Raw genomic sequence first — 26,578 nt, 5'->3', positions numbered from 1 at the left:
GTTTCTACTTATTGTATGGAACGCAATGCCAACCCCGGCCGCCACGTCATGCCTCAATTGCTCACCATATCGGGCAGCCTCCGCACGGGGTCGACCAATTCGACACTCCTCGCGGCCGTCGCGCGCGTCGCGCCGAACTCGATCGAGGTGACGTCGTATGCGGAGCTTGCGGCGCTGCCCGCGTTCAGCCCGGACCTCGACGAAAACACCGCGTCCGCGCCACCCGCGGTCGCGCGCTGGCGCGCCGCGCTCGCGGCCGCCGACGCCGTGCTCTTCTCGAGCCCCGAATACGCGCACGGCATCCCCGGCGCGTTCAAGAACGCCCTGGACTGGGTCGTCGGCAGCGGCGAGTTGGTGGACAAGCGCGTCGGGCTCCTCAGCCCCTCCGCCGTGTCACACTATGCGCATCCACAGATCGTCGAGGTTTTGACGACGATGAGCGCCGTCGTCGTCTCGCGCGCGACGGTCGTCATCGATCTGCCGCGGCGCGGAGTCGAGGTCGACCGGCTCGCGAGAGACCCCGCGGTAGCGTCGGTGCTTCGCGGCGTGATCTTCGAGCTGTTCGATCCGAGCGCTACTTGATTCGAGCCTTCTCGAGGTGGACGACGCCGGCCGAGTCTTTCACCGCCATGTAGACCATTCCCGGGCCGAAGCCCGCGATCGTTCGAAACGGCGGGATTTGCACTCGGTCGACGATCGTTCCTTGCTCGTTCACGATGTCGTACACCGGCTGGCCCTTCACCAGCGTCGTCGTGCGGATCCAGAGATTTCCATCCGCGTCGGCGCGAGTGGACCCGCGAGTGAACGGCGGCCGGTAGTCCGGAAGATCGGAAAGCTCTGGTCTGCCGTCGATGAGCGCCGGAGGCGGCGCTCCATCCCCGCCTCCGCCGCCTCGCCCGCCACGTGCGCCGACGACTGCTCCGCCCGCGGCCTCCACGCGCGCCGGCGTCGGTCCACGATTCGCCACGGCGGTCATCATCGAGTCGCGCCGTGCCTTGATCGCGGTGAGCGCCGAGTCGATGGTGGCCGTCTTTTGCGCGTCGTCGAAGTGCTGCCACTCGAACGGCATCTTGCTCGTTGAACGCCATTTTCCGTCGGCACCGAGCCAATCGACGTGATAGTCTCGGCCCCGAACGACGGCGAGCGATCCGTCGGGTAGCACCGTCCAGTCGTCGACTACCGGAACGATGTCCGGAGTCATCTTCATCGAGGTGAGCCGTCCATCTTCGTCGCGCGTGATGACCTGGTTGACCTTCGGACCCTTCACCGTCGCCACGGTATCGAGGGTGCGGCTGCCCAGATCGAACCGCGCCACCAACGACGAATCGACGAGAGTCTTTTGCGTGGACGGTTTCCCGGGAATCGGATCGTCGAATCGGACCGCCAGCGGCATCATGCTCACCAGACGTCCCTGAGCATCGAAGCCGGGCGGGTAGAACGGATTGCCGAGGGTGAGCCCGATTGGCCCGGCGACCGTCGGAGCCGCCATGACCCGCGCGATCGTCCCAGCCGGACTGAGGACGGGCATCGACCCGGATGCAGGGTCGCTGAAAAGCGCGGTGTCGCCGCGATACGCGAACAGCGCACCGGGACGCGCGCCATAGGCCTTCGACGTCACGGCCGTCGAGTCGGCGACGATCCTCGCGCTTGAAAGGGTCGAATCGAACAACAGGATTCGTCGCGACACGACGTCGTTGACGTAGACGTGCCCGTCGGAGAGCGGCACGACTGTGATGACGCTCGCCAGTGGTTCCGTCGAAACGCGCGTGATCGGCCCGAGCGGACGCACGGCCGGTTCCTTTTGCGCCGCCGCGGGCGTCGCCGCGGCGCAGGCGGCCACGGCCAGCAACAAGCTTGATCGAATCGTCATGAGCAACCTCGTTGTTTTCCTACCGGCTCACCTCGCGATTTTCGCAACTTCCAGGTGCACGATGCCCGCGGCATCCTTGACCGCCATGTAAACCACGCCGGGTCCGAATCCCGCGATCGTTCGGAACGGCGGCAGCTGCACGCGATCGAACAACGCACCGCGTCTGTTGACGAGGTCATAGACCGGCTGGCCGCTCACCATCGTCGTCGTGCGAATCCAGAGATTGCTCTCGGCGTCGACTTTCGTGGCACCGTGAGGGAATGCTGGCCGATAGTCGGGGAGATCGTTTGGCTCGGTCGTGGGATCGATCGGCGGGGGCAGCTGCGGACGCGGGCCCTCGAATCCGGCACCCGCACCCGCTCCGCCGCTTCGCCCGCCGGTGCTGGCCACGCCGCTGGTTCCGCCAAGCGGAATCCCGCTGCGGAGGGAATCGCGTCGCGCCTTCAGTGCCGCGGCGGCCGAGTCGATCAACACCTGTTTTTGAGTATCGTCGAGGTGTTCCCAATCGAACGCCATCTTGGGCGCCGACGACCACTTGCCGCTCGCGTCCATCCAGTCGACGTGAAAGTCCTGACCGCGCACGATCACGAGCGATCCGTCCGGTCGCACGACCCAGTCGTCGACGACGGGAATCGGGTCCATGCCGGTCAGACTCTGCATCGAGATGGGTCGCCCATCCTCGTTCGTGGTGATGCTTTGCCGAGCCTTCGGCGTTCGGATCGTCGCGACGGTATCGTACGCCTGCGTCGCGAAGTCGAATCGCACGATCAGCGCCGAATCTACGACTGATTTTACCGTCGTGCTCGCGGGGAGCGCCTTCGTCGGCACGGCGAAGGTGAGGGGCAGATAATACAGCAGCCGGCCTGCCGCATCGAACCCCGGCGTGAAATACAAGCTCCCGATCGACACCGGCCGGTTGTTCGGCCGAGGCGTCGCCATCACGCGCGCGATTCGTCCGGCCGGACTCAGCACGGGCATGGCGCTCGATTGCGGATCCAGAAAGAGCGCGGTATCGCCGTGGAACGGAATCAGCGCGCCGGCCCCAAAGCCGTACGCGGTCGCCGTCACGCTCGCCGAGTCCGTGATCACGCGGGCTGCAGCCAGCGACGAGTCGAAAATCACGACCCGGCGTGCGACGATGTCGTTGACGAACACTCGCCCGTCGGAAAGACGAATCGCCGCCGCAATGCTCGACAACGGCTCTGTCGAAACGTGCGTGATCGGCCCGATCGGGCGAATCGCCGGCGGTCGCTGGCCCGACGCATGTCCGCTCATTGCGCTCACGATCGCGACGGCGATCGCGCTCGTCCGAATTCCCAGTGCATCACTCGTCGTCATCCGCCCCCCCCGCCCCGCCGCCCGACCTCCCTGCCGTGGTCCCAGGCGCACCCGACGTTCCGCTTCCGGGCGCGAACACTCCCCCAGGCGTTCCCGATGTTCCCGATCGCACCGCTGCCAGATATCGAAGATCGAGATACGCCGCGACGAGATCCGGCAGCTTGCGGCGTTGCTCGGCCGTGAGCAGCGACTTCACCGAGGGCACGATGCCAATGAGCACACCCACCGAAGCCTCTCGCGCGCGGCGGTACCGGTCATACGCGTCGCCCTGGTCGTACACCTCGGGAAGCGCGGCGTAGTACTTCGTCACCGGCGTCCAGATCGAGTCGAGCTGGATCACGTAGCGGCGATTCATCGTCGCGATGCTGTCGGCCTGACCGGCGCTGAGCTTCAGCGTTCCGCCGTCGCGCAGAATCGCCTCCATCGGGTTGATGATGCCGCCCGAGTTGTACGCCAACCGGAGCATCGCTTCGGGCACCTTCGTGCCGCCGGACGTGCGTCCGCGGTCGAGCGTCTGCGTGAGCGCCTGCCGCTCGCGCGACGGGCCGACGTCGACTCTGAGCGCCATGGTGATCGTGACGGGATTCCGAATCGCGCTCGCCGCCTGGGTCGTGTTTCCGAATCGCTGGTTCACTTGGTACGTGTACGACCGCGACTGCGGATCGAAGCCGCGGACGAACAGCAATCGTGGATCCGCCAACGCCGCTTGTCCCCAGCCGTGCGTGTGACTCTCGCCATGGAGCAGGTAGTCGGCGGCGCCGAGCGGATTCCCGATGGCGAACGACAGCGTCGCGCGCTGCGGGAGACGAATGCGCACCGGGTTCAGCGCGACGCTCATGAACGCCGTCGACGTCCAGGGGCCCTCGCAACTATTCCGCGCGGCGAGATCGCCGAGTTGTTTGTCGAGACACGCCCGCACGCGCCCGGACGACGACGCGAGGAGCGCGCTCATCCCCGTCCCCGAGGCGAGCGAGCCGCCCGTGCCGGTCGTGTGAGCCGGATCGAAAACGAACGCCCGGTCGTTCGCGTAGCCGTCGCCGTTCACGTCGCTCGCGACCATCGGCGTGAACGGCATCCCCGACATGAATCGCTGGAACCAGTTCAGCCGCACGACGTCGAACAGATTGCCGCCGACGTTCACGATCGCCTGATGCCGCCAGTCCGCCGACGACCGCCCCCCCGACTGGTCGAACGGATTGCCGGTCGTGCTGGTGAAGCCGCTCACGTTGTCGCGCACGCTGTTGAGCGTGTAGCTCAGCCCCCACGTATAGCGCGAGTTCACAGAAGACGGCGACAGCGCAATCGTGAGCTGCCGGCTGGTCGACGTGAGATTCGACCGGAGCTCCGTCACGCGATTGAAAAGGTCCGTCTCGTGCCCGTCGCGCGGCGCGATCGCGCCGGTCGTCGTCACGATGTTGGCCGCGTCCACGAACACGGGACGGCCGTCCTCGCCGGGAAGCGTGAAGCGCGCCGTCGGCGAAACGTTGAGGTCGACGAAGCCCGGCTGATTCATGTTGCGCGAGTACGTCCCCGTGACGGTCGCCATCATGCGGTTGTCGAGCACCGCGCCCGCCCACTGCAGGGTCGAGCGAAGACTTCGCTGCGACGCGTAGTTCGGCGCGAACAGCGTCACGTTCGATCCTGCGTTGGCGAATGGCGTCGCCCCCCCGACACTGCCATCGAGACACGCGCTGGGAATCGCGGACGGATCGTTCGCGTATGCGCGCCAATCCGGAATCGGCGTCGCGGTTCCGACGCACGTCACCTGTTGTTGGCCGCCTTGGACGCCCGAGTTCACGAACGCCTGGCTCGGCAGCGACGCACTCAACGAATTCTGAAAGAGGCCGATGCCGCCGCGCACGACCGCGCGAGGCAGGCGAGCCGCACCCTCGAACGCGCCGATCTGGGGCGCCGTGCCGTACGTCCACGAGAAACCGATCCGCGGGCTCACGTAGACGCCGTTCGGCAGGTGGTCGTTGTGAGCGTCGAACAGGTGCTCGACGTCCGAGTTCAACGTGGGGACCCGCTCGTACCGGTTCGCGTCGACGCGGGCGCCGTACACGATCTGTAGATCCGGATTGCGACGATATGAATCGCCGAATGAGAAGCCGCCGATCCACTCGCCGCCGCTCGCGTGCGTCGGCGTCAACTGCCGCGTGTACGACGCCGGCCGATTTGCGTCGAGGTCGGCGAGCGAATTGAACGTGAACGTGCCGAGCGCGTTGGTCGCCTGGTCCAGCGAGTAGCCGTCGCGGCGGATCTCGCTCGTCATCTTCACGCGGTGCTTGTTGTTCGCGCTGAACCACGACAGCTGGTTCGTGAGGTCGACCGAGTTGCTGGTCGCGCTCGTGTTGGCCGACGTGCCGCCGAAGACGATCGATTCGACACCGCTCGAGCCGTCGGGGAAGGCGGAGCTCACGATCACGTTGCCGCTCGACAGGTCGAGATAGGGCGTGATGTATCGATGCGAAGCGCTGTAGCCGATCGCGCTCTCGCTCAGAATCCCAAAGCCATAGAAACCGCTGTGATGCGCCTGCACGGCGCCGTTCCACGACGTCGTGTTGAAACTCGCCGCGGGGAGCATCGTGGCGAGCGGCGAAGCCGGCGACGAACGGTTCCACGCAGCCTGGAACGTGAGGTTGTACGCCTGGCCGCTGGTCGACGACGGTGGTGTGAGGTCGAGACTGCCCAGGACGAGTGCTTGGTCGTTGAGCCGATCGCTGGGAAATCCCCCCACCGTCGCAGGCACCTGCGCACCCTTCAGGATGGAGAGCAGCCGGTCGAGCGAATCCGTCGCGATGCCGTCGGCCTCGAGGCCGATCGAATCGGTGTTGAGCAGGGTGTGGAGGTCGTTCCCTCTTCGCCCGGCCTGATAGGCAATACTATAGAAGGCCTTGTCGAGCGCGAACGGCCCCGACACCGCGCCGCCGACGTTCGCATTCGTGTACCGCTGGCCCAACGCGCGCCCCGTCGCGTCGGTCCACTCGAGCTGCGGCGCGTTGAACACGACGCTCGACGTCCGACTGATGTAGTTCGACCCCGGCAATGTCCGGATGTTGATGCGCCCGCCGCTGAATCCTCCCTGCGACACGTCGTACGGCGACGTCGCCAGGTTGACCGAAACGTTCGCGTCGCGCGGAATGTCCGTCGCGCCGCTGTTGAGGCCATTGAGCGACGTGTTGTTCTGATCCTGGTCGAGGCCGAGCACCGAAATGCCCGACGGATCGCCGTTCACCCCCTGAATGAACAGGACGCCCGGCAGCGTCGCGGCCATTGCCGCCAAGTCGCCAACCTGGTCGGGTGGAACGAGCCCCGACGTGATCGACTTCTCTGTGCCGCTGATGTCCGGTGTCGTCGCGCCGCGCACGGGCCGGCTTCGGTTTCGTTGCGCGTTGGTGATGACGGTGTCGAGCACAGCGCCGATCGGTGTGAGGCGCGCGTCGCCGAGCAGAATGTCTTGGTCCGCGGTGCGCTTGACCTCGATCCGCCGCGGCGAAAACCCGAGCGCAACGAAGGTGACGAAGTAGTCGCCTTCCGCCTCGGGGAACGTGATCGTGTAGCGGCCGTCCTTGTCGGTCTTCGCGTTTCGGTTGACGTTGCCGTTGAGTGACGTCGCCGTCACCGAGACGTTGGCGATCGCCGCGCCATCCGCGGCGGCCGACGTCACCCGTCCGCGGATGACGTCGACCTGGGCTTCGAGCCGGCCGGCGCCGAGAAGGGCGAGCGCCGCGCGTGCGACAACAAGAAATGAGACGCAGCGGCGCATCGTCGTCTATCTCGGTGGAACCTCGAGGGTCCGGACCACTTGGATACGGATGCGCGATGCGAGCGTCGCACGGTCGGCGTCGTTCGTCAGGATCGCGGCGAACGCCGCCGCGCTCTCCTGCGACATCACCACCTGGTTCGAGAACGGGGGACGGGACATGATCGCCGGCGCAACCGGCGGACCCAACGCGCGCATGTCCGCTTGCATCTTGGTGAGGATGGTGCGCGCGTCGCCTTCCTGCTGCGGCGTCAACGCGATGCCGTTGAAGTAACGCTGGAACAGAAAGTCGGTCGCGTTGACTTCGGTCAAACCACCGGCGCCACCTCGCCCTCCGCCGCGGCCGCCTTCTACTGCAATGGCCCCGGTGACGACGGGAGCAACGCCACGACCGCCATCGACCACAACGTCACCAGTGACGACGGACGCAGCACCGCGGCCACCACCACCGACCCGCGCGCCACGCCCGCCGCCACCGATGAACAGCGAGTCACCGGCGAATCCACCACGCGCCACCGCGCCCGCGCCGACCGTGCCTCCCCCTCCCGCGCCGCCGCCGGATCGACCGCGGCCGCCCGGGACCTGCGCCACGAACCGGCTGTGCAGCAGTGCCTTGTCGGCATCGTTCGTCAGTAAGTTCTCGAGAGTGGAATCCGCGTGCGCCTGGACCGCCTGCCTGAGCGGAGCGGCGGCCATCAACGCGCGCAGCGTGTTCGACATCTGTTCCACCTGCGCCGCCTCCAGCTGAGCGATGAGCGCTCGCGCTTTTGTTTCCTGGTCCGGCGTCAGCGTGATCCCGCCAAAGAGCCGCGCGAAGGTCGAATCGGTTCCGATCTGCACCGGCAGTTCGGCGAGCCCGATCGGCCTGGTTACGACCGGTCCGGGAAGCTCACGTCGAGGCAGCGTTTCCGAGGGAGCGGCTGAATCCTTCAGCTTCTTTTGCGACGAGACGAGCTCGGAGGTGCGCGCGGAATCCGCGGCAACGTGTAAGGGTTGCGATGGCTTCGAAGCCGTGCCGTTCAGGGTCGTGGTCTTGGCCGGTGTCGTCGACGCCTGCGCGACCGCCTGCGTTTGCCTTGGTACAACGGTCGAATCGCGCGGAGTCGACTTCGTCGTCGGAGACGGCGTGACCGAATGCGACGCTCGCGGCGGAGCCGCGGGATGCGGCGCGATCCAGGCCGCCGTCACGACGACCAGGCCAATTCCCGCGACAACCAACCCCGTGCGATGCGACGCTCGGCCGCGGCGTTGTCCGATCGCGCGAATCCGGCGCTCGAGCTGCGACGCACGCTCGGCGAACGCGGTGGCGCCCATGAGAGCCAACCGCCGCCGCGGACGCGCGACTTCGAGCAGCAGGTCGCCGTACGAGCGAGCGTCGGCGTCGCGGAGCACACGCGCGTCGCAATCCAGCTCGACCGCGACGCGCAGACGTACGAGTTGCCACCAGAGCGCGACGTTCCACGGCATCGCGATGAGCGCGAAGTGCGCGAGCGTGAGCAGCTGGCCGTCGCGCGCGCGCCGGTGCTCTTGCTCATGTCGCAGCATGAGCTCGACCTGGGACGCCTCCATGTCGAGCGTCCACTGGGGCACGACGATCGCGGGCGACAGCGCGCCGACGAGCGCGGGACCCGTCGCTTCGGACACGAGCACCTCCACCCCCTGCACCGTGTCGCGGCGCCACCACCGGCGCATCCACGCGAGCGCGATGGTTCCGCAGAGGAAGTGCGCGATCAACGCCGACGAGAGCGTGAGCCAGGCGATGCCGAGCGGTACGTCCGCGCGAGCCAACGCGGTCCGCCAAGCCCATCGCGGCGTCGCGGGCTGCGCGGAAATCGTGAGAGCCGGCGAGGCTGGGGCGAGCGAGTCGCCCGACACCACGGGCACAGCCACCCGTTCGTCGCTGGCCGCGGCGACTGTAACGGTGGGTTGCGACGCGACGCGGTAGGCGAGCGCCGGGACAGCAAGCGAGAGCAGCACGGCCACCGTCCACACGTGCCGCACCGGCACGCGTGCGGCGAGCAGCGTCTGTTCCGCGACGACAGCCGCGAGCGACAACCCGAGCGCGCAGAGCACGCAATAGAGCATCCACGGGGCGATCATTTGTCGGCCTCCTTGAGCTTGTCGTCGAGCAATCGGCGAAGACGTCGCAATTCGGCCGGCGTGACGCTTCGCTCGGTCACGAGATGCGTGAGCAGCCGCTCTGTCGAGCCGCCGAAAAGCTTTTCGACGAGGCGGGACGTGGCGGTCGCACCGGCGACGTCTTGTTTGACTCGCGCTTGAAAGCGGTGCGCCTTCCCTTCTTCCGTGTGGGTGACGTAGCCCTTGCTTTCGAGAACGGTGAGCACGGTGAGCACCGTGTTGTGGGCCAGGTCGTCGCTCAGTCGCGCCCTGACCTCCGCGACCGTGGACGGGCCCCGCTCCCACAGGATCGCCATCACGTCGAGCTCTCGATCGGTGAACGTCGGCGGCATCCAGTTCCTCCTACGTCTTTCGGTGAACTCCCCTGGGGCCCGCTCCTGGGCATTTCCGCTGCCGGGCCGGTCATCTCCTATATTTCTAGGAGATAATGAGACGAAGGTCGGCGAATGTCAATAGTACGCCCGACGACCGCGGAAACGTTGGCCCGCGGTTTCGGCGCCACAACTCACCGGCCGACCGGCCACTGCCCCCTTCAACGGATGGGCGCCCTAGTGCGATAATCCGTCGTAGCCTGGATCGCCTGCAACCTCATCCATAGATGGAGAACGTCATGGTGAATCGCCTTTGGCTCGCCGGCACGACCCTCTCGCTCGCGCTCAGCGTCACGGCCTCGGCGCAGCGACCCAATCCTCCGGGAGGACGCGGCGGCGCGAGCGCGCCTCCGGAAACGACCGAAGCCGGCGTCGCCGCGGTCGAGAAGGTATCGACCACCCATCACACCGCGAACATCGGCGGCAAGGCGATCGCGTACACCGCGAACACGGGGACGATGGTCATCCGCGACGACGACGGAAAGCCGCAGGCCACCGTGTTCTACATCTCATATACTCGCGACCAGGAGGACGTCTCGACGCGGCCCGTCACGTTCTTCTTCAACGGCGGCCCTGGCTCCGCGTCCATCTGGTTGAGCATGGGGCTGATGAGCCCGAAGCATCCGGACATGGGACCGAACGGAGCCGAGCCCGCGCCGCCGTACAACCTGGTCGACAACCCCTATTCGCCGCTCGACGCGACGGATCTCGTGCAAGTCGACGCGATGATGACCGGCTATTCGCGGCCGGCGCCGGGTGTGAAGGTCACCGACTTCACCGGCGCGGGCAACGACCTCAAGATGTTCGGGCAGTTCATCCGCACCTATCTCGACAAGTACAACCGCTGGGGTTCGCCGAAGTATCTGTTCGGCGAGAGCTATGGCACTTTCCGATCGGCCGGTCTGTCGGCGGAGCTGCAGAGCTCCGAGGGCATCGAGTTGAACGGCGTGATGCTGCTCGGCACGGTGCTCGATCTCTCGCTCATCCAGCCGGCTCCGGCAAACGACCTGCCCTACCAATGCTTCCTGCCCACGTACACGGCGACCGCGTGGTATCACAAGAAGCTGCCGGCCGACTTGCAGAAACTGACGCTCGAGCAGGTCGTTCAACAATCGCGCGTCTATGCGTTCGGCGACTACGCGAGCGCGCTCGCCAAAGGCAATACATTGACCGCGGCCGAGCGTACCGCCGCGGCGCAGCAGATCGCGCGCCTCACGGGCGTGTCGACGCAGTACATCCTCAACACGAATCTTCGAGTCGATCCCGGCGTCTTCCGTACGGAACTGCTGCGCGACGCGCGCGAGACCGTGGGCCGCTACGACAGCCGAATGATCGGCCTCAACGGCAACGCGTCGAGCCAGCGCCAGGACTACGATCCGTCGGACGTCGCGCCGTCGGGCGCGTTCATGTCGGCGTACATGCGCTTCCTGCACGGCGATCTCGATTTCAAGACCGATCTCCAGTATTACACGGGCGGTCACGCCGGCCGCTGGGACTACTCGGGCATTCTCCCCGCGGGCAATCTCGGGAGCGGCTATCCGAGCACGTCGGACGCGTTGCGCACGGCGATGGCGAAGAATCCGTATCTGCGCGTGATGGTCGGCTCCGGCTACTACGACATGGCGACGCCGTTCGCCAACGCCGAGTACACCTTCCATCATCTCGGGTACGACAAGACGTACAGCGATCGCGTGCAGTTCAAGTACTACGAGAGCGGCCACATGGCATACCTGAACCAGGCGTCGGCGAAACAACTGAAGGCCGACATCGGAAGCTTCATCGAGTCGACGCAGCGCCAGGCGAACCTCACGCCTTAGCGCGCGGCCTTTTCGTCAACTTTTCTTGGCGTCGTGGTACTCCTTCCGAATCCGATCGAGATCGACCGTCGGCTTCGGGTAGTGCATGCCCAGCGCCTCGAGCTGTTCGACCAGGACCCGAGCGATGGCGTAGTTGCGGAACCACTTGTGGTCCGCGGGAATCACGAACCACGGCGCGTGCTTGGTGCTGCATCGCGAAAGCGCCTCCTCGTATGCCTCGACGTAGTCGTCCCACAGCTTGCGCTCGGCGTAGTCCGCCTCGCTGATCTTCCAGCGCTTCGCCGGCTCGTCGAGGCGGTCCTTGAAGCGCTTCAGTTGTTCCTGCTTGGAGATGTGGAGAAAGAACTTGAGGACGTGCGTTCCCTCCTCCGCGAGCCCCTCCTCGAACGCGTTGATCTGGTCGTAGCGCTTCGACCAGACCGCCTTCGGCACGAGCGTGTGCACGCGCACGACGAGCACATCCTCGTAGTGCGACCGATTGAAGATCCCCACCTCGCCTTTGCCGGGCGTCGCACGATGCACACGCCACAGAAAGTCGTGCGCCAGCTCCTCCGCCGACGGCGTCTTGAACGACGTGACATGGCACCCCTGCGGATTCATCGCGCCGAAGATGTGGCCGATCGTGCCGTCCTTTCCGGACGTGTCCATTCCCTGGAGACACACCAGCAGCGCCCGCGAGTGCTCGGCATACAGAAGCTCCTGGAGATCATGGAGCCGACGCTTGTCGGTCTCGAGCGCCGCTTTGGCATCAGCCTCGCTTCCGTGGCTGTCCGCAGGATCGAATTCAGCGAGCCGGACCTTGGAGCCCGGCTTGATCATGAAGCGATCGCTGTAGCCCATCGCGATTTCCTCCAGAGCGTGACCAACTCTCGGTCGGAAAGCTACGGTCGCCGGCGCTGAACTGCTTGACGGTCTGCCATTGCGTCGCCCAACCCATCCCAAGACTTGACAGATCTGCGGAGATAAAATATTATCTCGATACGATTCGCCCGGACGCTATGAGAACCGACATCCGTGATGCTCTGCGCGCGCTCCGGCGCTCGCCGGTCTTTACCTTGGTCGCCGTGCTGACCCTCGCGCTGGCGATCGGAAGCGCCACGGCGATGTTCGGGGTCGTCGACGCGGTGTTCATTCGCGGATTACCGTACGGATCCGCCGATCGGCTGCAGACGATCTACGAACGGAGCGAGAGCGGCAACCTCCGCGTGCCCTCGTATCCGACATTTCGAGATTGGCAGGACCAGGCGGCGACGATGAAGGGCGTCGTCGATGGATTCGCGTTCGTGCGCGGCGACGGCGTGATGATTCCCGGTCCTGACGGCCCCGAACGCAAGATCGTCGCGTACGTCACGCCGGGGTTCTTCGAGATGATGGCGACACCTCCGTTTGTCGGGCGGACGTTCGCGCCCGACGACGAATCCGCGGGATCCCCGCGCGTCGTCGTCATCTCGTACGACTACTTCATGCGCCAGTTCGGCGGCGATCGCTCGGCACTCGGCGCCACGGTCAGCGTCGACAGTGTGCCCACCAAGATCATCGGTGTCATGCCGCGGGGATTCGCCTATCCCAACTTCGGGGGCACGGGCGGCTGGCTGCCCCCCGCGATGTGGGAGCCGATTGCCGTTTTTCAATCGACCCACACGGCGCTGACGCGCCGAGGACTTCACGTCGACAGTCGCGCGATCGTTCGGCTGAGCAGCCGCGCCGACTCCGCTCGCGTCAGCGCCGCGATGAAAGCGGTGCAGCGGCATCTCTCGGAGAATTATCCGGAGGAACAAGCGCACTGGACGTCGATCCGTCTTCAAAGCCTCTCCGACGAGCTGTTCGGGCCGCTGTCGACGACGCTGCTGATGATCAGCGCGGCGATCGCCCTGATGCTCGTGCTGGCGTGCGCGAACACCGCGAATCTTCTGCTCATTCGCGCCAGCTCGGCGTCGCGTGACTTGACCGTTCGCGCGGCCCTCGGCGCAGACCGATGGCGACTGGCACGGCGACAATTCGCCGAGGTCGCGCTGCTTACCTCGTTGTCGGGCGCATGCGGCGCCGTGCTCGCGTTCTGGTTCGTCGCCGCCGTTCGGCCGTATGCCGCGCAACGCCTGGCGTTCGCGGGTGACATTCACATCGATCATCGCGCCGCCGCGTTCGTCGTGCTCCTGGTCGGCCTCGTGTCGCTGGTCGTGAGCGCGCTACCGGTGCTCCAAGTCGGGCGGTCGAACCTCATCGCGCGCTTGCGCGGTGGCTCGGGCACGCAAGCACACGGACTCGCCGAGCGACGAACTCGCGACGCGCTCGCCGCGGTTCAGTTGGTTCTGGCGATCGCCGTGTTGAGCGTCGCCGGCTTGCTCGTCCAGAGCCTCCGTCGCCTTTCGTCGGTCGACCTCGGCTATGATCAGGCGGCTATTTCGTTCGCGATCTCGCCGCCGGCGCACCGGTATGAATCGCCGAGCGAGGCGGCTGCGCTGTATCGACGTATTCTCGATGCGGTCGACGCGGTTCCGTCGATCGAAGGAAGCGCGGCGGCGGGAGGCGCGCTCCTGCAAACCAAAGTCGAAACAGAGGGCCAGTCAGCCGGCGCCGCGCCGCCGGAGGCGCTCTATCACCCCGTCTCCGAGTCGTACTTCTCCCTGCTCCGTATACACGTCGTCGCGGGCCGAGGCTTCGGCGCCGACGACATGCGCGCCCCGAACGGGTTTGTAATTACGGAGAACCTCGCGCGAAAGCTGTGGCCGAGCGGAAATGCGCTCGGTCAACGCATCACGGTCCATCGAGCTTCACAGGCGCGCGCGGATTTTGGCCAGCCGATCACGCTGCCGGTCGTCGGAATCGTCGCCGACCATCGGATCTTCGGCCCCGAGAACGATCCGCCGCTCCAGGTCTTTCTGCCGTACACGCTCGAGGTTTGGCCATGGATGAACTTCGACGTGCGCGCGCCGAAAACGGCGCCCGTCGTCGCGCAAATCGAACGCGCGGTGCGCGGTGTCGAGCCGGCCGTGAACTTCCTCAGCAAACCCAGCCTCGGAGCGTCCGGCCTCACGGGACTTCTTACTGACCCGCGCGTGTTCGTCATGAGTCTCATGAGCGCGTTCGGCGCCATCGCGATGTTTCTTGCAGTCGTCGGGCTGTACGGGATCATCGCGTACGGTGTGTCGCAACGGACGCGCGAGTTCGGCGTTCGCATCGCCGTCGGCGCGACTCCGCGGGACATCGTCGGCATGGTGATGCGGCAGGCGGGCGCGCTCGTGATCGTCGGAATTGCTGGCGGCTTGGTCGTGGGGTTCCTTGGCGCCCGTCTCGTGCGTTCGATGTTGTTCGGCACGAGCGCGCTGGACCCGGCGACCCTGGTCCTCGTTCCGGCGATTCTAGCGGCAGCGGCCGTCGCGGCGAGCTTCGCTCCGGCGCGACGAGCGGCCCGCGTCGATCCGATCGTGGCGATTAGAGAGGACTAGCAGGGCGCTGGAACTGCTTTACCGCAGAGGCGCAGAGCGCGCAGAGGGCCGCAGAGGACAACTCAACGACGAGGACGGCCCCATTTTTTGAACGACCTCGGGGTTTTACGAGATACCTCCCGAGGTCGTTCCCTCAGAAGCTTTGTCGTCCTCTGCGCTCCTCTGCGGTCTCCGCGTCTCTGGGGTGATGTAGTTTGTGATTAACCCGACTTGGTCACGAGCACCACGATGCGATCCGGCTCGTCGCTCGCGGCCGCTGGAAGCATCAGCGTGATGCCGTCGCGCGATTCCACGAAGTCGACTTTGGCAGCGTTTTTCATGTTCGTGGCGCGCACGACGCGAGCGCCGAGCGGCGGAAGCGACAGCGAGCGGTCGGGCCAGTCGAGCACGTGGACGAAGACGGTGTCGCCGCGCCGAGTGGTGGCGCCCCAGGCGCGCGGGGCCACCGGACCACCGCGCGTTCCATAGATAGAGCGTCCGTACGTGGCCAACCACGCGCCGACCGACCGAAGACGCTCGACGGCTTCCGGTTGGATCGTGCCGTCGGGCCGCGGTCCGATGTTGAGCAGCAGGTTGCCGTCGTTCCCCGCGGCGCGCACGAGATAGCCGATCAGTTCCTTCGTGGACTTGAACTTCTTGTCGGTGATGTTGAAGCCCCACGACTGGTTCATGGTGAGCGACGTCTCGAGGGGCAGCGACCCGATCTCCTTCGTGTTGAATCCGGCCGTGTTCGCGCCCGGCAAATCCTGCTCGAACGTCTGAACGTCTTCGCCGGGCTTCGGGGCCTGGTGGTGGTTGGGGATGATGAGAGCCGTCGGCTGGAGGCGATGGATCAGCGCGTAGGTCTTGGCGAGCCGCCAGTCGGCGTCGGGTTTGTCCCACATGCCGTCGAACCAGATGCCGCCGATCGGTCCGTAGTTCGTGAGCAGCTCGGTGAGCTGCGCGTCCATGAAATCGAGATAGCGATTCCAGTCGCCCGACTCGGGGCGGCCTGTCGACCGGCCGGTCCGCCCGCGGGGCCAGTAGTCGGGGTGATGCCAATCGAGCTGCGAATAGTAGAAGAAGAGCTTGATGCCGTTCGCCCGGCATTCCGCGGCGAGCTCTTTCATCGGGTCGCGCGCGAACGGCGTCCAATCGACGATGTTGTAGCGATTCGCCTTCGTCGCGAACATCGCGAACCCGTCGTGATGGCGCGATGTGATCGTGATGTACTTCACGCCGGCGGCTTTCGCCGTGGCGACCCACGCGTGTGCGTCGAACTTGATGGGATTGAACGCCGACGCGAGCCACTCGTAGGTGTCGACGGGGATCGAGCGGTTCTCCATCACCCACTCGCCTTGTCCGAGCTGGCTGTAGACGCCCCAGTGGATGAACATCCCGAAGCGGGCCTCGCGGAACCACTCGCGCGCGGCGAGTCGTTCGGGCGGAACCGGCTCGGCGGTCTGACAGAACGCCGAGCCGCTGGCGAGGGCGATTCCGAGTGCGGGTGCAAGCCAGGCGAGGCGCATCTGGAGACAATACCGCTGCTTCATTATTACCGTCGTCTAGTGACGCGCGGCTGGCTTTGGCGCCGCAGCGGAACGAGCACGAAGTTCGTGAGCATCGCGAGAAGTCCCAGCCCGTACCACTGCGCCTCGCTGGTCAGCAGATACAGCACGCCACCGAACAGCGCGGCGCCTTCGCCGACCGCCCACAAGACCAACACTTTCGCGTTGCGCTCGGGACCGTCGTCCATCTGTCGCACGCCGCCGCGCAGCACGAGCGCGACGATCACGGCGAGCACCGACACGGCGGCGGACGCATACCGCAACGCCATCGGCTGCGGACGAATCGGGAACGATCCGGCGCGGTGCATGAACCAGACGACGACGCCGAACGCGATCACGCCGAACCAGAGCATCATTCCGACCAATCCGAGCGACTGCGTTTGGAGCTGATTGGGTGAGGGCTGCGGTCTCGTCGCCATCGTCGTTTCTCGCGTTCAGAGAATTGGTGCACCAACCTACGCCCGCCTTTGTGACGCGGAAAGCGTCGCGAACGGAACGCGGCTCTTGACGCGTTGGCCCGGTCGTATCATCGTGATTGCGGCGCCGATCCGCGCCCAACCTCTCGAGACTCCGCCCCAGCCGGAGTCGAGTGCGAGGCAAAGGGGGGCAGACTCCCGGATCCGTTCGTCGGTCCTTTGCGTTCACCGCGTGCGCTGCTGGGGGGTGGCCCGTGGTGTACCCAAAGGAGACCAGACGATGCCCAGCCAGAAGGATTTCAAGCGCCTCGTTCGCGCTCGTATGCGAAAGACCGGCGAGTCCTACACCGCCGCCCGCGCCCAGCTGCTCGCCAAGCCCTCACGTTCACGCACCGCGGAGAAAGCGCCGCGACCGGCCGCGCCGGCCGTCGACTACGCGAAGCTCGCCGGCATGAGCAACGAAGTCGTGAAGGAGAAGACCGGTTGTCAGTGGGACCGTTGGGTGAAGTCGCTCGACCACCACGGCGCCGCGATGCTACCGCATCGAGAGATCGTCGATGTGATTCAGGCGAAGTACAAGGTCGGCGATTGGTGGGCGCAGATGGTGGCGGTCGGCTACGAGCGGATCAAAGGCCTTCGCGCCCGCGGCCAGCGGCGCGACGGCAGCTACGAGGCGACCAAGTCGCGCACGTACAACGTGCCGATTGCGACCCTGCACCACGCCTTTGCCGATGCGACCATTCGCCGCCGCTGGCTCGATGAACCCGGGGTGACGGTTCGCACGTCGACCCCTCCCAAGTCGATTCGGCTCGGCTTGGCCGACGGGAGCATCATCGCCGTCGGATTCACGTCCAAGGGCGATGCGAAGAGCATGGTCGCGTTGAGCCACGCGAAGCTGCGCAGTAAGGAGGAAGCCGAGCGGGTGAAGCAAAAATGGGGCGGCCGGTTGGATGCGCTCGCCGAGGCGTTGCGATGATCCACTCGTCGGTCGCCACCACGGTGACCGCGTGTCCTATCCCCAAACCTGACCGGCGTATGGAAAGCACGATAGCTTCCATATTGTGCTTTCCCTCCGTCCCGTCTGGTTCCGCGCCCTCATAGGGATCTGGTCCCTGTGGTTCGGCGCCATGCTCTCCGAGCCTGGCGCGCTCCACTCGTGCCCGACTCACGGGGGCGGCTCGCACACCGCGCACACCGCGCGCATGCCGGGGATGGACCACAATTCCGGCGGACAGCACGCCCCGCCGTCGAAGACTCACTGCACCTGCCTCGGCGACTGTTGCTCGTCGTCACCGACCGCGCCCCCCGCGGTTCGAGTCGCGGTCGATCCGGCCGCGCGCATCGTTCCGGTCGCGCCGCGCATCGTTGCGTCGGCGGATCCCGCGCCGGCTGAGGCGCCGCCGCATCGTCTTCCGTTCGCGAACGGACCGCCCGCCGCCGCCCTGCCGATCGGCTGATCTCTCAGCCCACACACAATTCGGCAGTCGCTGATCCGCCCTGCGCGGCGGCGCTGCGTCTTGGATTCGGCTCAATCCGTACCGGACGCGCGGCGCGCATCCACACTCGAACACAGGTTTCAGATGATAATATATGAAGGCTCGGTCCCCTTCCCCGCATGGCGGCGTTTCGCCGCGGCGATTGTGCCTTCGGCGGGGCTGGCGGCATCGTTGAGCGGCCAACAACCTCCTGTTTCATCCGTTCCCGCAGCGAACGTTCGTCGCGAGCCTGAAGTACTCGCTGTGATCCTCACGGAGCTGTGAGGATGCGCGCGGTGCGCCGCGGTCTGCGGGCGTTCGGAGTGGCTATCGCGCTGCTCCTCGTACTGCGCGCCGTGGCGCAGGCGCACGCCATGTTGGTGGGCGCCGAGCCCGCGGCCAACGCCCACTTGAATTCGGGCCCGGCGCGAGTGCGTCTCGTCTTCAGTGAAGAAATCGATCCGACATTGGCTCGGCTGTCGCTCATCGCGAGCGACGGCACTGCGCGCCAGCTCGCCGTGCGTGGCGATCCCCACGACGTGCGCGCCCTCATCGGCACGGTCGAGCAACTCGCGGCCGGTGCGTATCGCGTACGGTGGCGCGTCGTGTCCGCCGACGGTCACCCGGTGGAGGGCAGCTACGCGTTTTGGGTCGGAGCGGGATCGCAAGCGGCGCCGCCGTTAACGGCTGATACGACGACGGCCGCTTCGCCGGTCTGGGGGCCGTCCATCGTCGGCGCGCCGGTCGTGCCGGCCGTGTTGCGCGGTGCGGCGCTCGCGTTGCTCATGGCGCTGACCGGACTTCTCGGCTTTGCGACGCTCGGCTCGCCGACGCCCCTGCGCGACCACGCAGGCGCCGCGCGCGTGCGGCGCGCGATCGCGTGGCTCTCGGTGAGCACCGCTGTGTTGTTCGTCTTGCACTTCGTCGCGTGGCTGTTGAACGCGTCGGCGACCCACCGGCTCGGCGGCGAAGAGACGACGACGCTGCTGCGCAGCGGCGTCGCCCGCGTCGAGGAATGGCGCGTGGGTCTCGCGGCGCTTTCTCTCTGGGCGTCGGCGCTCGCGCGGCGTCCTCGGCTGGCATTTGCGTTCGCCGTCACGGCGTTGGTCGTCAGCGGTTGGGCGGGCCACTCGGCCGCGATGTATCCGGTCGTCGCGATTCCCGCCAAATCGCTACACCTGCTGGCCGGCGCCGCGTGGCTCGGCGGGCTGACCTGGCTCGTCACGGTAACGCGCGACGACTCGATCACGATGCGACGCGAGGCGCTGCGCGTGTCGGTCGTCGCATTGTGGGCCGTCGTATTCGTCGCGGTCTCGGGAACGGTTCAGGCGATCGCGTTCCTCCCGTCGGTGCGCGCCGTGTTCACGTCCGCGTACGGCGCGATCACGATCGCGAAAGCGGTCGGCCTGTGCGTGCTGGTCGGATTCGGCGCGTACCATCGTTCGCGGAGCCTGCCGCGTATCTCGACTGGCGTGGGCACGCCGGCAATCGACGCGTTTCGCCGCGCGCTTCGTGTCGAAGTGGTCGTGATGGTGCTGGTAATACTGCTCGGCGGTTGGCTCGCGTACGTCTCTCCTCCTCCTCCCTCGATGGCGTCGCACGCGACGCTCACACATTCGTGATTCGAATCATGCGTCTTCCCTTGAAAGTCGCGCTCGCGGCGGTCGCGGCATCGACGGTCGTTCTCGCCGGGCCGTTGATCGCATTTGCGCATGCGGTCGTCTTCCCCAAGATCTCCACGACCGGGACGTTCGAGCGTTACGTGCTTCGCGTGCCGAACGAGAAAACGGTCGCGACGACCCGCGTCGAGATTCGGTTCCCGGCCGGCGTTCGCGTGACGTCGTTCGAGGACGTTCCGGGCTGGCAGCTCGAGGTGCTCTCGGACTCGGCCAAGCACATCACCGGCGCGGTGTGGACCGGCACGCTCGCGCCGCAGCGATTCGTCGAGTTCCCGTTCAGCGCCGCGAATCCAAAAACAGAAGCACAGGTGGCCTGGCCGACGCTTCAGACCTACGCCGACGGCGAGGTCGTCGAATGGACGGGCCCGGAGGGCTCGAAACGGCCCGCGTCGTCGACGAGCATCCGAACGGCAGCGGAGTCAGCGACCGGATCCGGGGGAGGCGTGGCCGGAACGTCGCTGGTTTCGTGGGCGGCCCTGGCGCTCGCCCTCATTGCGACCGGACTCGCGCTGCGTCCGCGCACTCAAGCTTGAAAAGGCGCGAAGATTTGTATGCGAAAGTCCATGAGTTGCAACCATATGGGTGACTTCGGCGTAACACGAGTGGACGGGCCCGCCCGTGAGCCGTTGTGGCCGTCTGGCGCCTCGACTCGTCCAGGAATAGGCTTACATCGAACGAATGCCCACCCTCACTCGACATAGACGCCGGCCCACGCTGACGCTGGTCATCGCCCTTGTGGCGTTGATCGCACAGGTGGCTGTCGCATTGTCTCCGCTGGCCGAAGGCCGCCGGCCGGAGATGGCGTCGCACGTCGAAAGCGGCGGGGTGAAGCTGCATTACGCGCACAACGAAGCGACGTGCGCGTCGTGCCAAGCTCGTTCGATTCACGGAACGCCGCGCGCGGCCGACGTCGGGCTGCGGCCCTCCACCGAAGTTTCCGCCACGGTCGCCGAAGCGCGCGTTCACGTCGTCGCAGCCGACCGATTCTCACAGGACAACCCGCGCGCACCTCCCCGATTGATCTGAGCTCGCCGCAGTAGCAGCACGCCTCAGATCCACAATCAGGGACAACATGCGCCTTTTGTTTGGAGTGTGTGCGCTGGCCGCAGTTGCCAGCGCCACGGCTCCGCGTTGCACCGCACAAGCGGGTGCCGCGCGGGGCAATCAAGACCGATCGACCGACACGCTACGTCTGTCGCGCCTGCAGGCAATCGCCGCGGCGCTGACGGGCAACGGCCAAATCGAAGCGGCGCGCCAGCAGGTCGGCGAGGCCGCCGCGCGTCGCGTGACCGGCAACGCGATTCCGGATCCGCAATTCACGGCGGGGTTCGATCAGGAGACCAGCCCGTTCGCGTTCAACGGCGCGCCGTCGCGACCGGTCACGCTTGGCCTCTCAATTCCCTTTCCGGACAAGTTCCGGCTCAACAACAAGATTGGCTTGGCGGACGTCGGGAATTCGCAGGCGAACCTTCGGCTCCAGCAACAGACGATCGCGCTCCAGGCATCGGCGACGTACGACTCGCTGCTCGTCGCACTGCTTCACCGGCAGAATCTGATCGACGCCCAAAAGCTCGCCCAGGATTTTCTGACGCGAACGATGGCGCGCTTCGAGGCGGGAACGGTCGCCAAGCTCGACGTCATCCAGGCGCGGGTCACGGTCGCGCAGGCGCAGAACGATCTCATCTCGAACGAGCGCGATCTGCTGAACGCGCAAGCGTCGCTCAACCGCACACTCGGCCGAGTCGTCGGCGCGCCGATCGTTCCGACGGACACGCTGGCGCTGCCGCCCACGTTGCCCGACTCGGCGACGATCGAAACGATCGCGCTGCAGAACCGGCAGGAGCTCAAGGCCCTCCAGCAGCTCCAGCTCGGCCAGTCGGCGACGACCAAGCTCGCGAAAGAGTTCTGGATTCCCGACGTCACCTTCGGCGTCGCGAAGGACTACTCGGCGCCGGGCCAAGCGCTCTTCACGACCGGCATCTCGATGCCGCTGCCGCTCTTTTACTGGCAGCACGCACGCGGCGACATCGCCCTGTCGCAGCACACCGAGTCGGAGTTGGCGGCGACGTACCGCGACACGCGGGCGCAGGTCACGCAAGACGTTCGCGCGGCGTACGCCAACGCCAGCACCACGATGCGGCAAGTGACCTTCCTGCGCGACGAGCTCGTGCCGTCGGCGCGCGAAGCGTACCGCGTCTCGTCCACCAGCTACAGCCTCGGCGGGTCGTCAGCGCTCGAGGTGATCACCGCGCGAACCGCACTTCTGCAAGCTGAAGCCCAACTCGCCGACGCGCTCGCGGCGGCGAACACGGCCCGCGCGGATCTCGATCGCGCGCTCGGACTCAGCACTACCGCCTACGGGGCGACCATCCGATGACTACCCGAACACATCGCGGGCTCGTTTCCGCCTGCTTGCTGACCGCCGGATTCGTCGGCGCGTGCTCGTCGAACGACGCGTCCGGCCGTCAGCTCGGCGACACGTCGCTCGGTCCCAAGCCGAGCAACCTGACCGTCACCGCCGACCAGCGGCAGCGGATCCACATCGTCGCCGTGAAGGCGGTGACGTTCCGTCCCACCGTCGAGGCCACGGGCAACGTCGCCTTTAATGGCGATCATTCGACCCAAGTCTTGTCTCCGGTCTCGGGTCCGGCGCTGCACGTGCTCGCCGAGCCGGGCCACTTCGTGCACAAGGGCGACGCGCTCGCCGAGGTGTCGTCGCCCGATTTCGCGGCGGCGGTCGCGACGTATCGCAAGGCGGAAACGGCGGTCCGAAACGCCAAGCGCATCTACGCCCAGGACTCCGCGCTCTTCAAGAACGACGCGCTCGCCCGCACCGACTTGGAGCAGGCGCAGGCCGACCTTGCGTCCGCCGACGCCGACCTCGGCGCCGCGATCGAGGGAATGCGCTCGCTCGGCGTCGACGAGGAACAGATCCAGGCGGTGCGCGATGGCAAGAAGACGTCGATCGCCGCCGTGATTCGCGCGCCGATCGACGGCACGATCGTCGAGAAGCTGATCTCGCAGGGACAACTGCTCGCGGCCGGAACGACGCCGACCTTCACGATCGCCGACCTTTCGACCATGTGGGTGTTGGCCAACGTGTTCGCCAACGACCTCGGCGACGTCTCGGTCGGGCAGTCGGCGGACATCATCGCCGACGACGCACGGAAGCCGATGCCCGGCCGCGTCGACTACATCGCGTCGCTCGCCGATCCGGGGACGAAGGCGGTGCAAGTTCGCATTGTGGTGCCGAACGGAAATCGCGCGCTGCGCCGCGACATGTTCGTACGCGTTCAGATCAAGTCGACTAGCGAACATCACGGCATCCTCGCGCCCGTGTCGGCGGTGATGCGCGACGAGCAGAATCTTCCGTACGTGTTCATGACGGCGCCTGGGGGCTCGTTCGCCCGGCGAAAGGTCACGCTCGGCAGCCGAGTCGGCGATTCCTATGAGGTCGTGTCCGGTCTCGTCGACGGCGACCAGATCGTGGCGGAAGGCGCGCTCTTTCTCGAGTTCGCGGAGACGCAGTGAGCGCTCCTCCAACTCGTCCGCCGACCGAATCCACCGACTACACCGCCGACGGCGGCGCCGGGGCGCGGCGGGGACCGATTCAAAAGCTGGTCGAAGCGTCCGTCGGCCAGCCGCTCATCATCGCGTTGATCACCGTCGCCATCATTGGTGTCGGGATTTTCTCGCTGAAACGACTGCCGGTCGACGCGTACCCCGACGTCTCGCCTCCGGCCGTCGAGCTGACGGCGCAGTGGCCCGGACACGCCGCCGAAGAAGTCGAGCGGCTCGTGACGGTTCCGATCGAGACGGAGCTGAACGGCCTGCCGAACCTGGTCGTGATGCGCTCGGTGTCTCTCTACGGGCTGTCGAGCATCCGCGTCACGTTCACCGAAGGCACGGATCTCTACTTCGCGCGCCAGCAAGTCTTCGAGCGCCTGAGCGGGGCGTCGCTGCCCGACGGTGTCGGGGCGGACATCGAGGCGCCGTTCTCGCCATCGGGACTCGTCTATCGGTACGTGATCAAGAGCTCCGATCGCTCGGCGATGGATCTCCACGTGCTGCAGGACTGGGTGCTCGACAAGGCGTTCCGTGCGGTGCCCGGCGTGGCCGACGTCGCGTCGCTCGGCGGCGAGACGATGCAGTACCAGGTGCTGATCGATCCGACGAAGCTCGCCGGCGCCGGACTGGCGATCAGTGATGTCTCGGCCGCGCTCAGCTCGAACAACAGCAACGCGGGCGGCGGGTTCTATTCGGAGGGCGGCCAGTTCTTCTACGTGCGCGGCCTCGGACGCGTCGTGACGCTCGAGGACATCGGCAACATCGTGCTCGCCGTGAAGAACAACGTGCCCATCCTCGTGAAGGACGTCGCGAAGGTCGAGATCGGGCACGCGCCGCGGCTCGGGCAGTTCGGATTCGACACGACCGACGACGCCGTCGAAGGCATCGTCCTGATGCGCACCGGAGAACAGGCGCAAGTCGTTCTCAAGCGGGTCGAAGAAAAAACACGGGAGCTGAACGACCACGTCCTCCCCAAGGATGTGAAGGTCGTTCCGTACTACGATCGCAGCGATCTCGTGTCGCTCACGACGCACACCGTCGCCGACAATCTCATTCGCGGGATTCTGCTCGTCGTCGTGGTGTTGATCTTCTTCCTGTACGACATTCGCTCGGGATTGATCGTCGCGGCGACGGTCCCGTTGTCGCTGCTGATCGCGTTCATGTTGCTCGACTTGCGCAACATTCCGGCGAACCTGCTCTCGATCGGCGCGATCGACTTCGGCATTCTCGTCGACGGCGCGGTCGTGATGGTGGAGAACATCTATCGCCAGCTCGCCGAACGGCACGGAACGCAATACCGCGTCAAGGACGTGCTGTTCGCGGCGGCCTCCGAGGTGAATCGGCCGATCGTGTACGCGATCGCGGTCATCGTCGCCGGATTCCTTCCGATCTACGCGCTCACCGGGCCGTCGGCGAAGCTCTTCCGGCCGATGGCCGACACGACGATCTACGCGCTGCTCGGATCGCTCTTTCTCACGTTGACGGTCATTCCAGTCCTCTGCTCGATCGTGCTGCGGAACGGCGTGCGCGAGCGTACCAACCACGTGTTCGAGTGGATCAAGCGGCAGTACGCGCGCGGGCTCGATTGGTGTCTCGACCATCGAACGGCCACGGTCGTTGCTTCGCTCGTGTTGTTCGCCGTCTCGGCGCTCATCGCCTGGTCGCGCGGCGGCGAGTTCATGCCCAAGCTCGACGAGGGCGCGCTGTGGGTGCGCGCGACGATGCCGTACACGATCTCGTTCGAGGAATCGGCGGCGATCGTGCCGCAAATTCGGAAGATCCTCCAGAGCTTCCCCGAAGTGACTGATGTCGCATCCGAGCACGGCCGCGACGACGGCGGCACCGACCCAACCGGATTCTTCAACGCCGAGTTCTACGTCGGCCTCAAGCCATACGGTGAGTGGAACGGACAATTCCACTCGAAGGACGAGCTGATCGAGGCGATCCACAAGAAGCTCGCCGTGTTCCCCGGCATCACGTTCAACTACACGCAGCCGGCCGAAGACGCCGTCGACGAGGCGTTGACGGGCCTGAAGGCCTCGCTCGACGTCAAGGTGTTCGGCACGGATCTCAACGTGCTCGAGGACAGGGGTCGGCAGATCAAGGCGGTGATCCAGAAGATCCCCGGCATTCAGCACGTGACGTTGGTCCAAGAGCTCGGGCAGCCGAGTCTGACGATTACCGCCGACCGCGCGAAGATGGCGCGCTATGGATTGAGCGCCGACGCGCTGAACGGCTTGATCGAGGCGGCCGTCGGCGGCGTATCGGCGACGCAGGTCGTGCAAGGCGAGCGCACGTTCGATCTCGTCGTGCGTCTGCAGGAACAGTATCGAGGCACGCCGGACCAGATCGGAAACATTCTGCTCGCGACGCCCGATGGCAATCAGGTTCCGCTGCGCGAAGTGGCGGACGTACAGATCGCGAACGGCGCCGCGTTCATCTACCGCCAGGACAACTCGCGGTACATCGGCGTGCAGTACTCGGTCGAGGGGCGCGACCTCGCGAGCGCCGTCGCCGAGGCGCGCGCGGCGGTCGACAAACAGCTGAAGCTGCCGATCGGCTACTCGGTGCGCTGGGGCGGCGAATTCGAGGAATACACCGCCTCTCGAGCGCAGATGAACGTCGTGCTTCCCGTGACGATCATTCTCATCTTCGCGATTCTGTTCATCCTGTACAAGAATGTGAAGTTCCCATTGATCACGGTCATCGGCGTGCTGCTCTCGGCGCCGCTCGGCGGATTGCTGGCGATGCTGCTCACGGGAACACCCTTCTCGGTTTCCTCGATGATCGGGTTTCTCGCCTTGTTCGGTGTGTCCGTTCAAACGGCTGTCGTATACATCTCGTACGCGAACGAGCTGCGGCTCGGCGGTCAGGGCATCGCCGAAGCGACGCGCGAGGCGGCGCTGCTGCGTCTCCGGCCGATCATGATGACGGCACTCGTCGCGGCGCTCGGTCTCTTGCCCGCCGCGCTGTCGACCGGCGTCGGATCGGACACGCAGAAGCCGTTCGCATTGGTGATCGTCGGCGGCCTCTTCTCGCGACTCCTGATCAGCATCTTCTTGATGCCGGTGCTCTACGTGATGTTCGCCCGCCGCGACGACCATCTCGAGGTGTGAACCGCCCGTCTCCGCCGCGTCCTCGGGTGGAATC

The 26,578-nt window shown here is 66.1% G+C and carries 19 protein-coding genes; 11 read left to right on the top strand and 8 right to left on the bottom strand.

Going from position 1 to position 26,578, the window contains the following annotated elements; genetic code table 11:
* Positions 1-48: 48 nt before the first annotated feature.
* On the top strand, positions 49-582 hold the full coding sequence (locus VGQ44_10215; protein ID HEV8447187.1) for an NADPH-dependent FMN reductase: 534 nt from the start codon (positions 49-51) through the stop codon (positions 580-582).
* On the opposite strand, the gene VGQ44_10210 is transcribed toward VGQ44_10215, so the two are convergent.
* Genes VGQ44_10210 through VGQ44_10190 form a run of 5 tightly spaced genes read right to left on the bottom strand, consistent with a single transcriptional unit; the run spans position 575 to position 9,442 of the window.
* Positions 575-1,870 carry a hypothetical protein gene (locus tag VGQ44_10210; protein HEV8447186.1) on the bottom strand — a complete coding sequence of 432 codons (1,296 nt, stop codon included), beginning with the start codon at positions 1,868-1,870 and terminating at the stop codon, positions 575-577. The genes VGQ44_10215 and VGQ44_10210 overlap by 8 nt on opposite strands.
* Positions 1,871-1,897: 27 nt before the next feature.
* Positions 1,898-3,208: a hypothetical protein gene (locus VGQ44_10205; GenBank protein HEV8447185.1), complete on the bottom strand. Its 1,311-nt coding sequence runs from the start codon at positions 3,206-3,208 to the stop codon at positions 1,898-1,900.
* Positions 3,195-6,974 carry a carboxypeptidase-like regulatory domain-containing protein gene (locus tag VGQ44_10200; protein HEV8447184.1) on the bottom strand — a complete coding sequence of 1,260 codons (3,780 nt, stop codon included), beginning with the start codon at positions 6,972-6,974 and terminating at the stop codon, positions 3,195-3,197. The genes VGQ44_10205 and VGQ44_10200 overlap by 14 nt, the downstream gene beginning before the upstream one ends.
* A gap of 6 nt (positions 6,975-6,980) precedes the next feature.
* On the bottom strand, positions 6,981-9,071 hold the full coding sequence (locus VGQ44_10195; protein HEV8447183.1) for a M56 family metallopeptidase: 2,091 nt from the start codon (positions 9,069-9,071) through the stop codon (positions 6,981-6,983).
* Positions 9,068-9,442, bottom strand: a complete 375-nt coding sequence (locus VGQ44_10190; GenBank protein ID HEV8447182.1) for a BlaI/MecI/CopY family transcriptional regulator — start codon at positions 9,440-9,442, stop codon at positions 9,068-9,070. Before VGQ44_10190 ends, VGQ44_10195 begins: the two co-directional genes overlap by 4 nt.
* Positions 9,443-9,720: 278 nt before the next feature.
* Here VGQ44_10190 and VGQ44_10185 point away from each other — a divergent pair, with 278 nt between their 5' ends.
* Positions 9,721-11,298: a hypothetical protein gene (locus VGQ44_10185; GenBank protein HEV8447181.1), complete on the top strand. Its 1,578-nt coding sequence runs from the start codon at positions 9,721-9,723 to the stop codon at positions 11,296-11,298.
* Positions 11,299-11,313: 15 nt separating this feature from the next.
* Here the strand turns inward: VGQ44_10185 and VGQ44_10180 are convergent, their stop codons facing one another.
* The gene (locus VGQ44_10180) at positions 11,314-12,138 is read right to left on the bottom strand and encodes a polyphosphate kinase 2 family protein (GenBank protein ID HEV8447180.1); all 825 of its coding nucleotides are present in this window, start codon (positions 12,136-12,138) and stop codon (positions 11,314-11,316) included.
* 158 nt (positions 12,139-12,296) lie between these two features.
* Between VGQ44_10180 and VGQ44_10175 the strand changes: the two genes are divergently transcribed.
* Entirely contained in the window at positions 12,297-14,744 is a 2,448-nt protein-coding gene (locus tag VGQ44_10175; GenBank protein HEV8447179.1) for an ADOP family duplicated permease, read from the top strand.
* A 200-nt stretch (positions 14,745-14,944) separates the two neighbouring features.
* On the opposite strand, the gene VGQ44_10170 is transcribed toward VGQ44_10175, so the two are convergent.
* Together VGQ44_10170 and VGQ44_10165 are read right to left on the bottom strand one after the other, a co-directional pair.
* Positions 14,945-16,276, bottom strand: coding sequence for an alpha-L-fucosidase (locus VGQ44_10170; GenBank protein ID HEV8447178.1), 1,332 nt, complete (start codon positions 16,274-16,276; stop codon positions 14,945-14,947).
* Positions 16,277-16,278: 2 nt separating this feature from the next.
* Positions 16,279-16,710, bottom strand: a complete 432-nt coding sequence (locus VGQ44_10165) for a hypothetical protein (protein HEV8447177.1) — start codon at positions 16,708-16,710, stop codon at positions 16,279-16,281.
* A gap of 277 nt (positions 16,711-16,987) precedes the next feature.
* Between VGQ44_10165 and VGQ44_10160 the strand changes: the two genes are divergently transcribed.
* From VGQ44_10160 to VGQ44_10125, 8 genes are all read left to right on the top strand, one after another.
* A complete protein-coding gene (locus tag VGQ44_10160; protein HEV8447176.1) occupies positions 16,988-17,683 on the top strand; it encodes a hypothetical protein in 696 nt (231 codons plus the stop codon).
* Between the two features lie 151 nt (positions 17,684-17,834).
* On the top strand, positions 17,835-18,164 hold the full coding sequence (locus tag VGQ44_10155; protein ID HEV8447175.1) for a hypothetical protein: 330 nt from the start codon (positions 17,835-17,837) through the stop codon (positions 18,162-18,164).
* A gap of 305 nt (positions 18,165-18,469) precedes the next feature.
* A complete protein-coding gene (locus tag VGQ44_10150) occupies positions 18,470-19,804 on the top strand; it encodes a copper resistance protein CopC (protein HEV8447174.1) in 1,335 nt (444 codons plus the stop codon).
* 8 nt (positions 19,805-19,812) lie between these two features.
* Positions 19,813-20,394 carry a DUF1775 domain-containing protein gene (locus tag VGQ44_10145; GenBank protein ID HEV8447173.1) on the top strand — a complete coding sequence of 194 codons (582 nt, stop codon included), beginning with the start codon at positions 19,813-19,815 and terminating at the stop codon, positions 20,392-20,394.
* Positions 20,395-20,539: 145 nt separating this feature from the next.
* A complete protein-coding gene (locus tag VGQ44_10140) occupies positions 20,540-20,887 on the top strand; it encodes a hypothetical protein (protein ID HEV8447172.1) in 348 nt (115 codons plus the stop codon).
* A 46-nt stretch (positions 20,888-20,933) separates the two neighbouring features.
* Complete coding sequence (locus VGQ44_10135) at positions 20,934-22,238, top strand: TolC family protein (GenBank protein ID HEV8447171.1); 1,305 nt, start codon at positions 20,934-20,936, stop codon at positions 22,236-22,238.
* Positions 22,235-23,392 (top strand): efflux RND transporter periplasmic adaptor subunit, encoded by a 1,158-nt coding sequence (locus tag VGQ44_10130; protein ID HEV8447170.1) that lies wholly within the window; start codon positions 22,235-22,237, stop codon positions 23,390-23,392. Before VGQ44_10135 ends, VGQ44_10130 begins: the two co-directional genes overlap by 4 nt.
* Positions 23,389-26,544 (top strand): efflux RND transporter permease subunit, encoded by a 3,156-nt coding sequence (locus VGQ44_10125; GenBank protein HEV8447169.1) that lies wholly within the window; start codon positions 23,389-23,391, stop codon positions 26,542-26,544. Before VGQ44_10130 ends, VGQ44_10125 begins: the two co-directional genes overlap by 4 nt.
* Positions 26,545-26,578 lie beyond the last annotated feature (34 nt).

This window comes from Gemmatimonadaceae bacterium (genome assembly GCA_036003045.1).
Lineage (GTDB): Bacteria > Gemmatimonadota > Gemmatimonadetes > Gemmatimonadales > Gemmatimonadaceae > JAQBQB01.
Note: the sequence above shows the minus strand (reverse complement) of the source record. Positions and strands in the feature narration are given on the sequence as shown.

Coding starts and splice junctions, on each gene's coding strand:
- VGQ44_10215 (HEV8447187.1), top strand. CDS start 49: ATGCCTCAATTGCTCACCATATCGGGCAGCCTCCGCACGGGGTCGACC.
- VGQ44_10210 (HEV8447186.1), bottom strand. CDS start 1,870: ATGACGATTCGATCAAGCTTGTTGCTGGCCGTGGCCGCCTGCGCCGCG.
- VGQ44_10205 (HEV8447185.1), bottom strand. CDS start 3,208: ATGACGACGAGTGATGCACTGGGAATTCGGACGAGCGCGATCGCCGTC.
- VGQ44_10200 (HEV8447184.1), bottom strand. CDS start 6,974: ATGCGCCGCTGCGTCTCATTTCTTGTTGTCGCACGCGCGGCGCTCGCC.
- VGQ44_10195 (HEV8447183.1), bottom strand. CDS start 9,071: ATGATCGCCCCGTGGATGCTCTATTGCGTGCTCTGCGCGCTCGGGTTG.
- VGQ44_10190 (HEV8447182.1), bottom strand. CDS start 9,442: ATGCCGCCGACGTTCACCGATCGAGAGCTCGACGTGATGGCGATCCTG.
- VGQ44_10185 (HEV8447181.1), top strand. CDS start 9,721: ATGGTGAATCGCCTTTGGCTCGCCGGCACGACCCTCTCGCTCGCGCTC.
- VGQ44_10180 (HEV8447180.1), bottom strand. CDS start 12,138: ATGGGCTACAGCGATCGCTTCATGATCAAGCCGGGCTCCAAGGTCCGG.
- VGQ44_10175 (HEV8447179.1), top strand. CDS start 12,297: ATGAGAACCGACATCCGTGATGCTCTGCGCGCGCTCCGGCGCTCGCCG.
- VGQ44_10170 (HEV8447178.1), bottom strand. CDS start 16,276: ATGAAGCAGCGGTATTGTCTCCAGATGCGCCTCGCCTGGCTTGCACCC.
- VGQ44_10165 (HEV8447177.1), bottom strand. CDS start 16,710: ATGGCGACGAGACCGCAGCCCTCACCCAATCAGCTCCAAACGCAGTCG.
- VGQ44_10160 (HEV8447176.1), top strand. CDS start 16,988: ATGCCCAGCCAGAAGGATTTCAAGCGCCTCGTTCGCGCTCGTATGCGA.
- VGQ44_10155 (HEV8447175.1), top strand. CDS start 17,835: ATGCTCTCCGAGCCTGGCGCGCTCCACTCGTGCCCGACTCACGGGGGC.
- VGQ44_10150 (HEV8447174.1), top strand. CDS start 18,470: ATGCGCGCGGTGCGCCGCGGTCTGCGGGCGTTCGGAGTGGCTATCGCG.
- VGQ44_10145 (HEV8447173.1), top strand. CDS start 19,813: ATGCGTCTTCCCTTGAAAGTCGCGCTCGCGGCGGTCGCGGCATCGACG.
- VGQ44_10140 (HEV8447172.1), top strand. CDS start 20,540: ATGCCCACCCTCACTCGACATAGACGCCGGCCCACGCTGACGCTGGTC.
- VGQ44_10135 (HEV8447171.1), top strand. CDS start 20,934: ATGCGCCTTTTGTTTGGAGTGTGTGCGCTGGCCGCAGTTGCCAGCGCC.
- VGQ44_10130 (HEV8447170.1), top strand. CDS start 22,235: ATGACTACCCGAACACATCGCGGGCTCGTTTCCGCCTGCTTGCTGACC.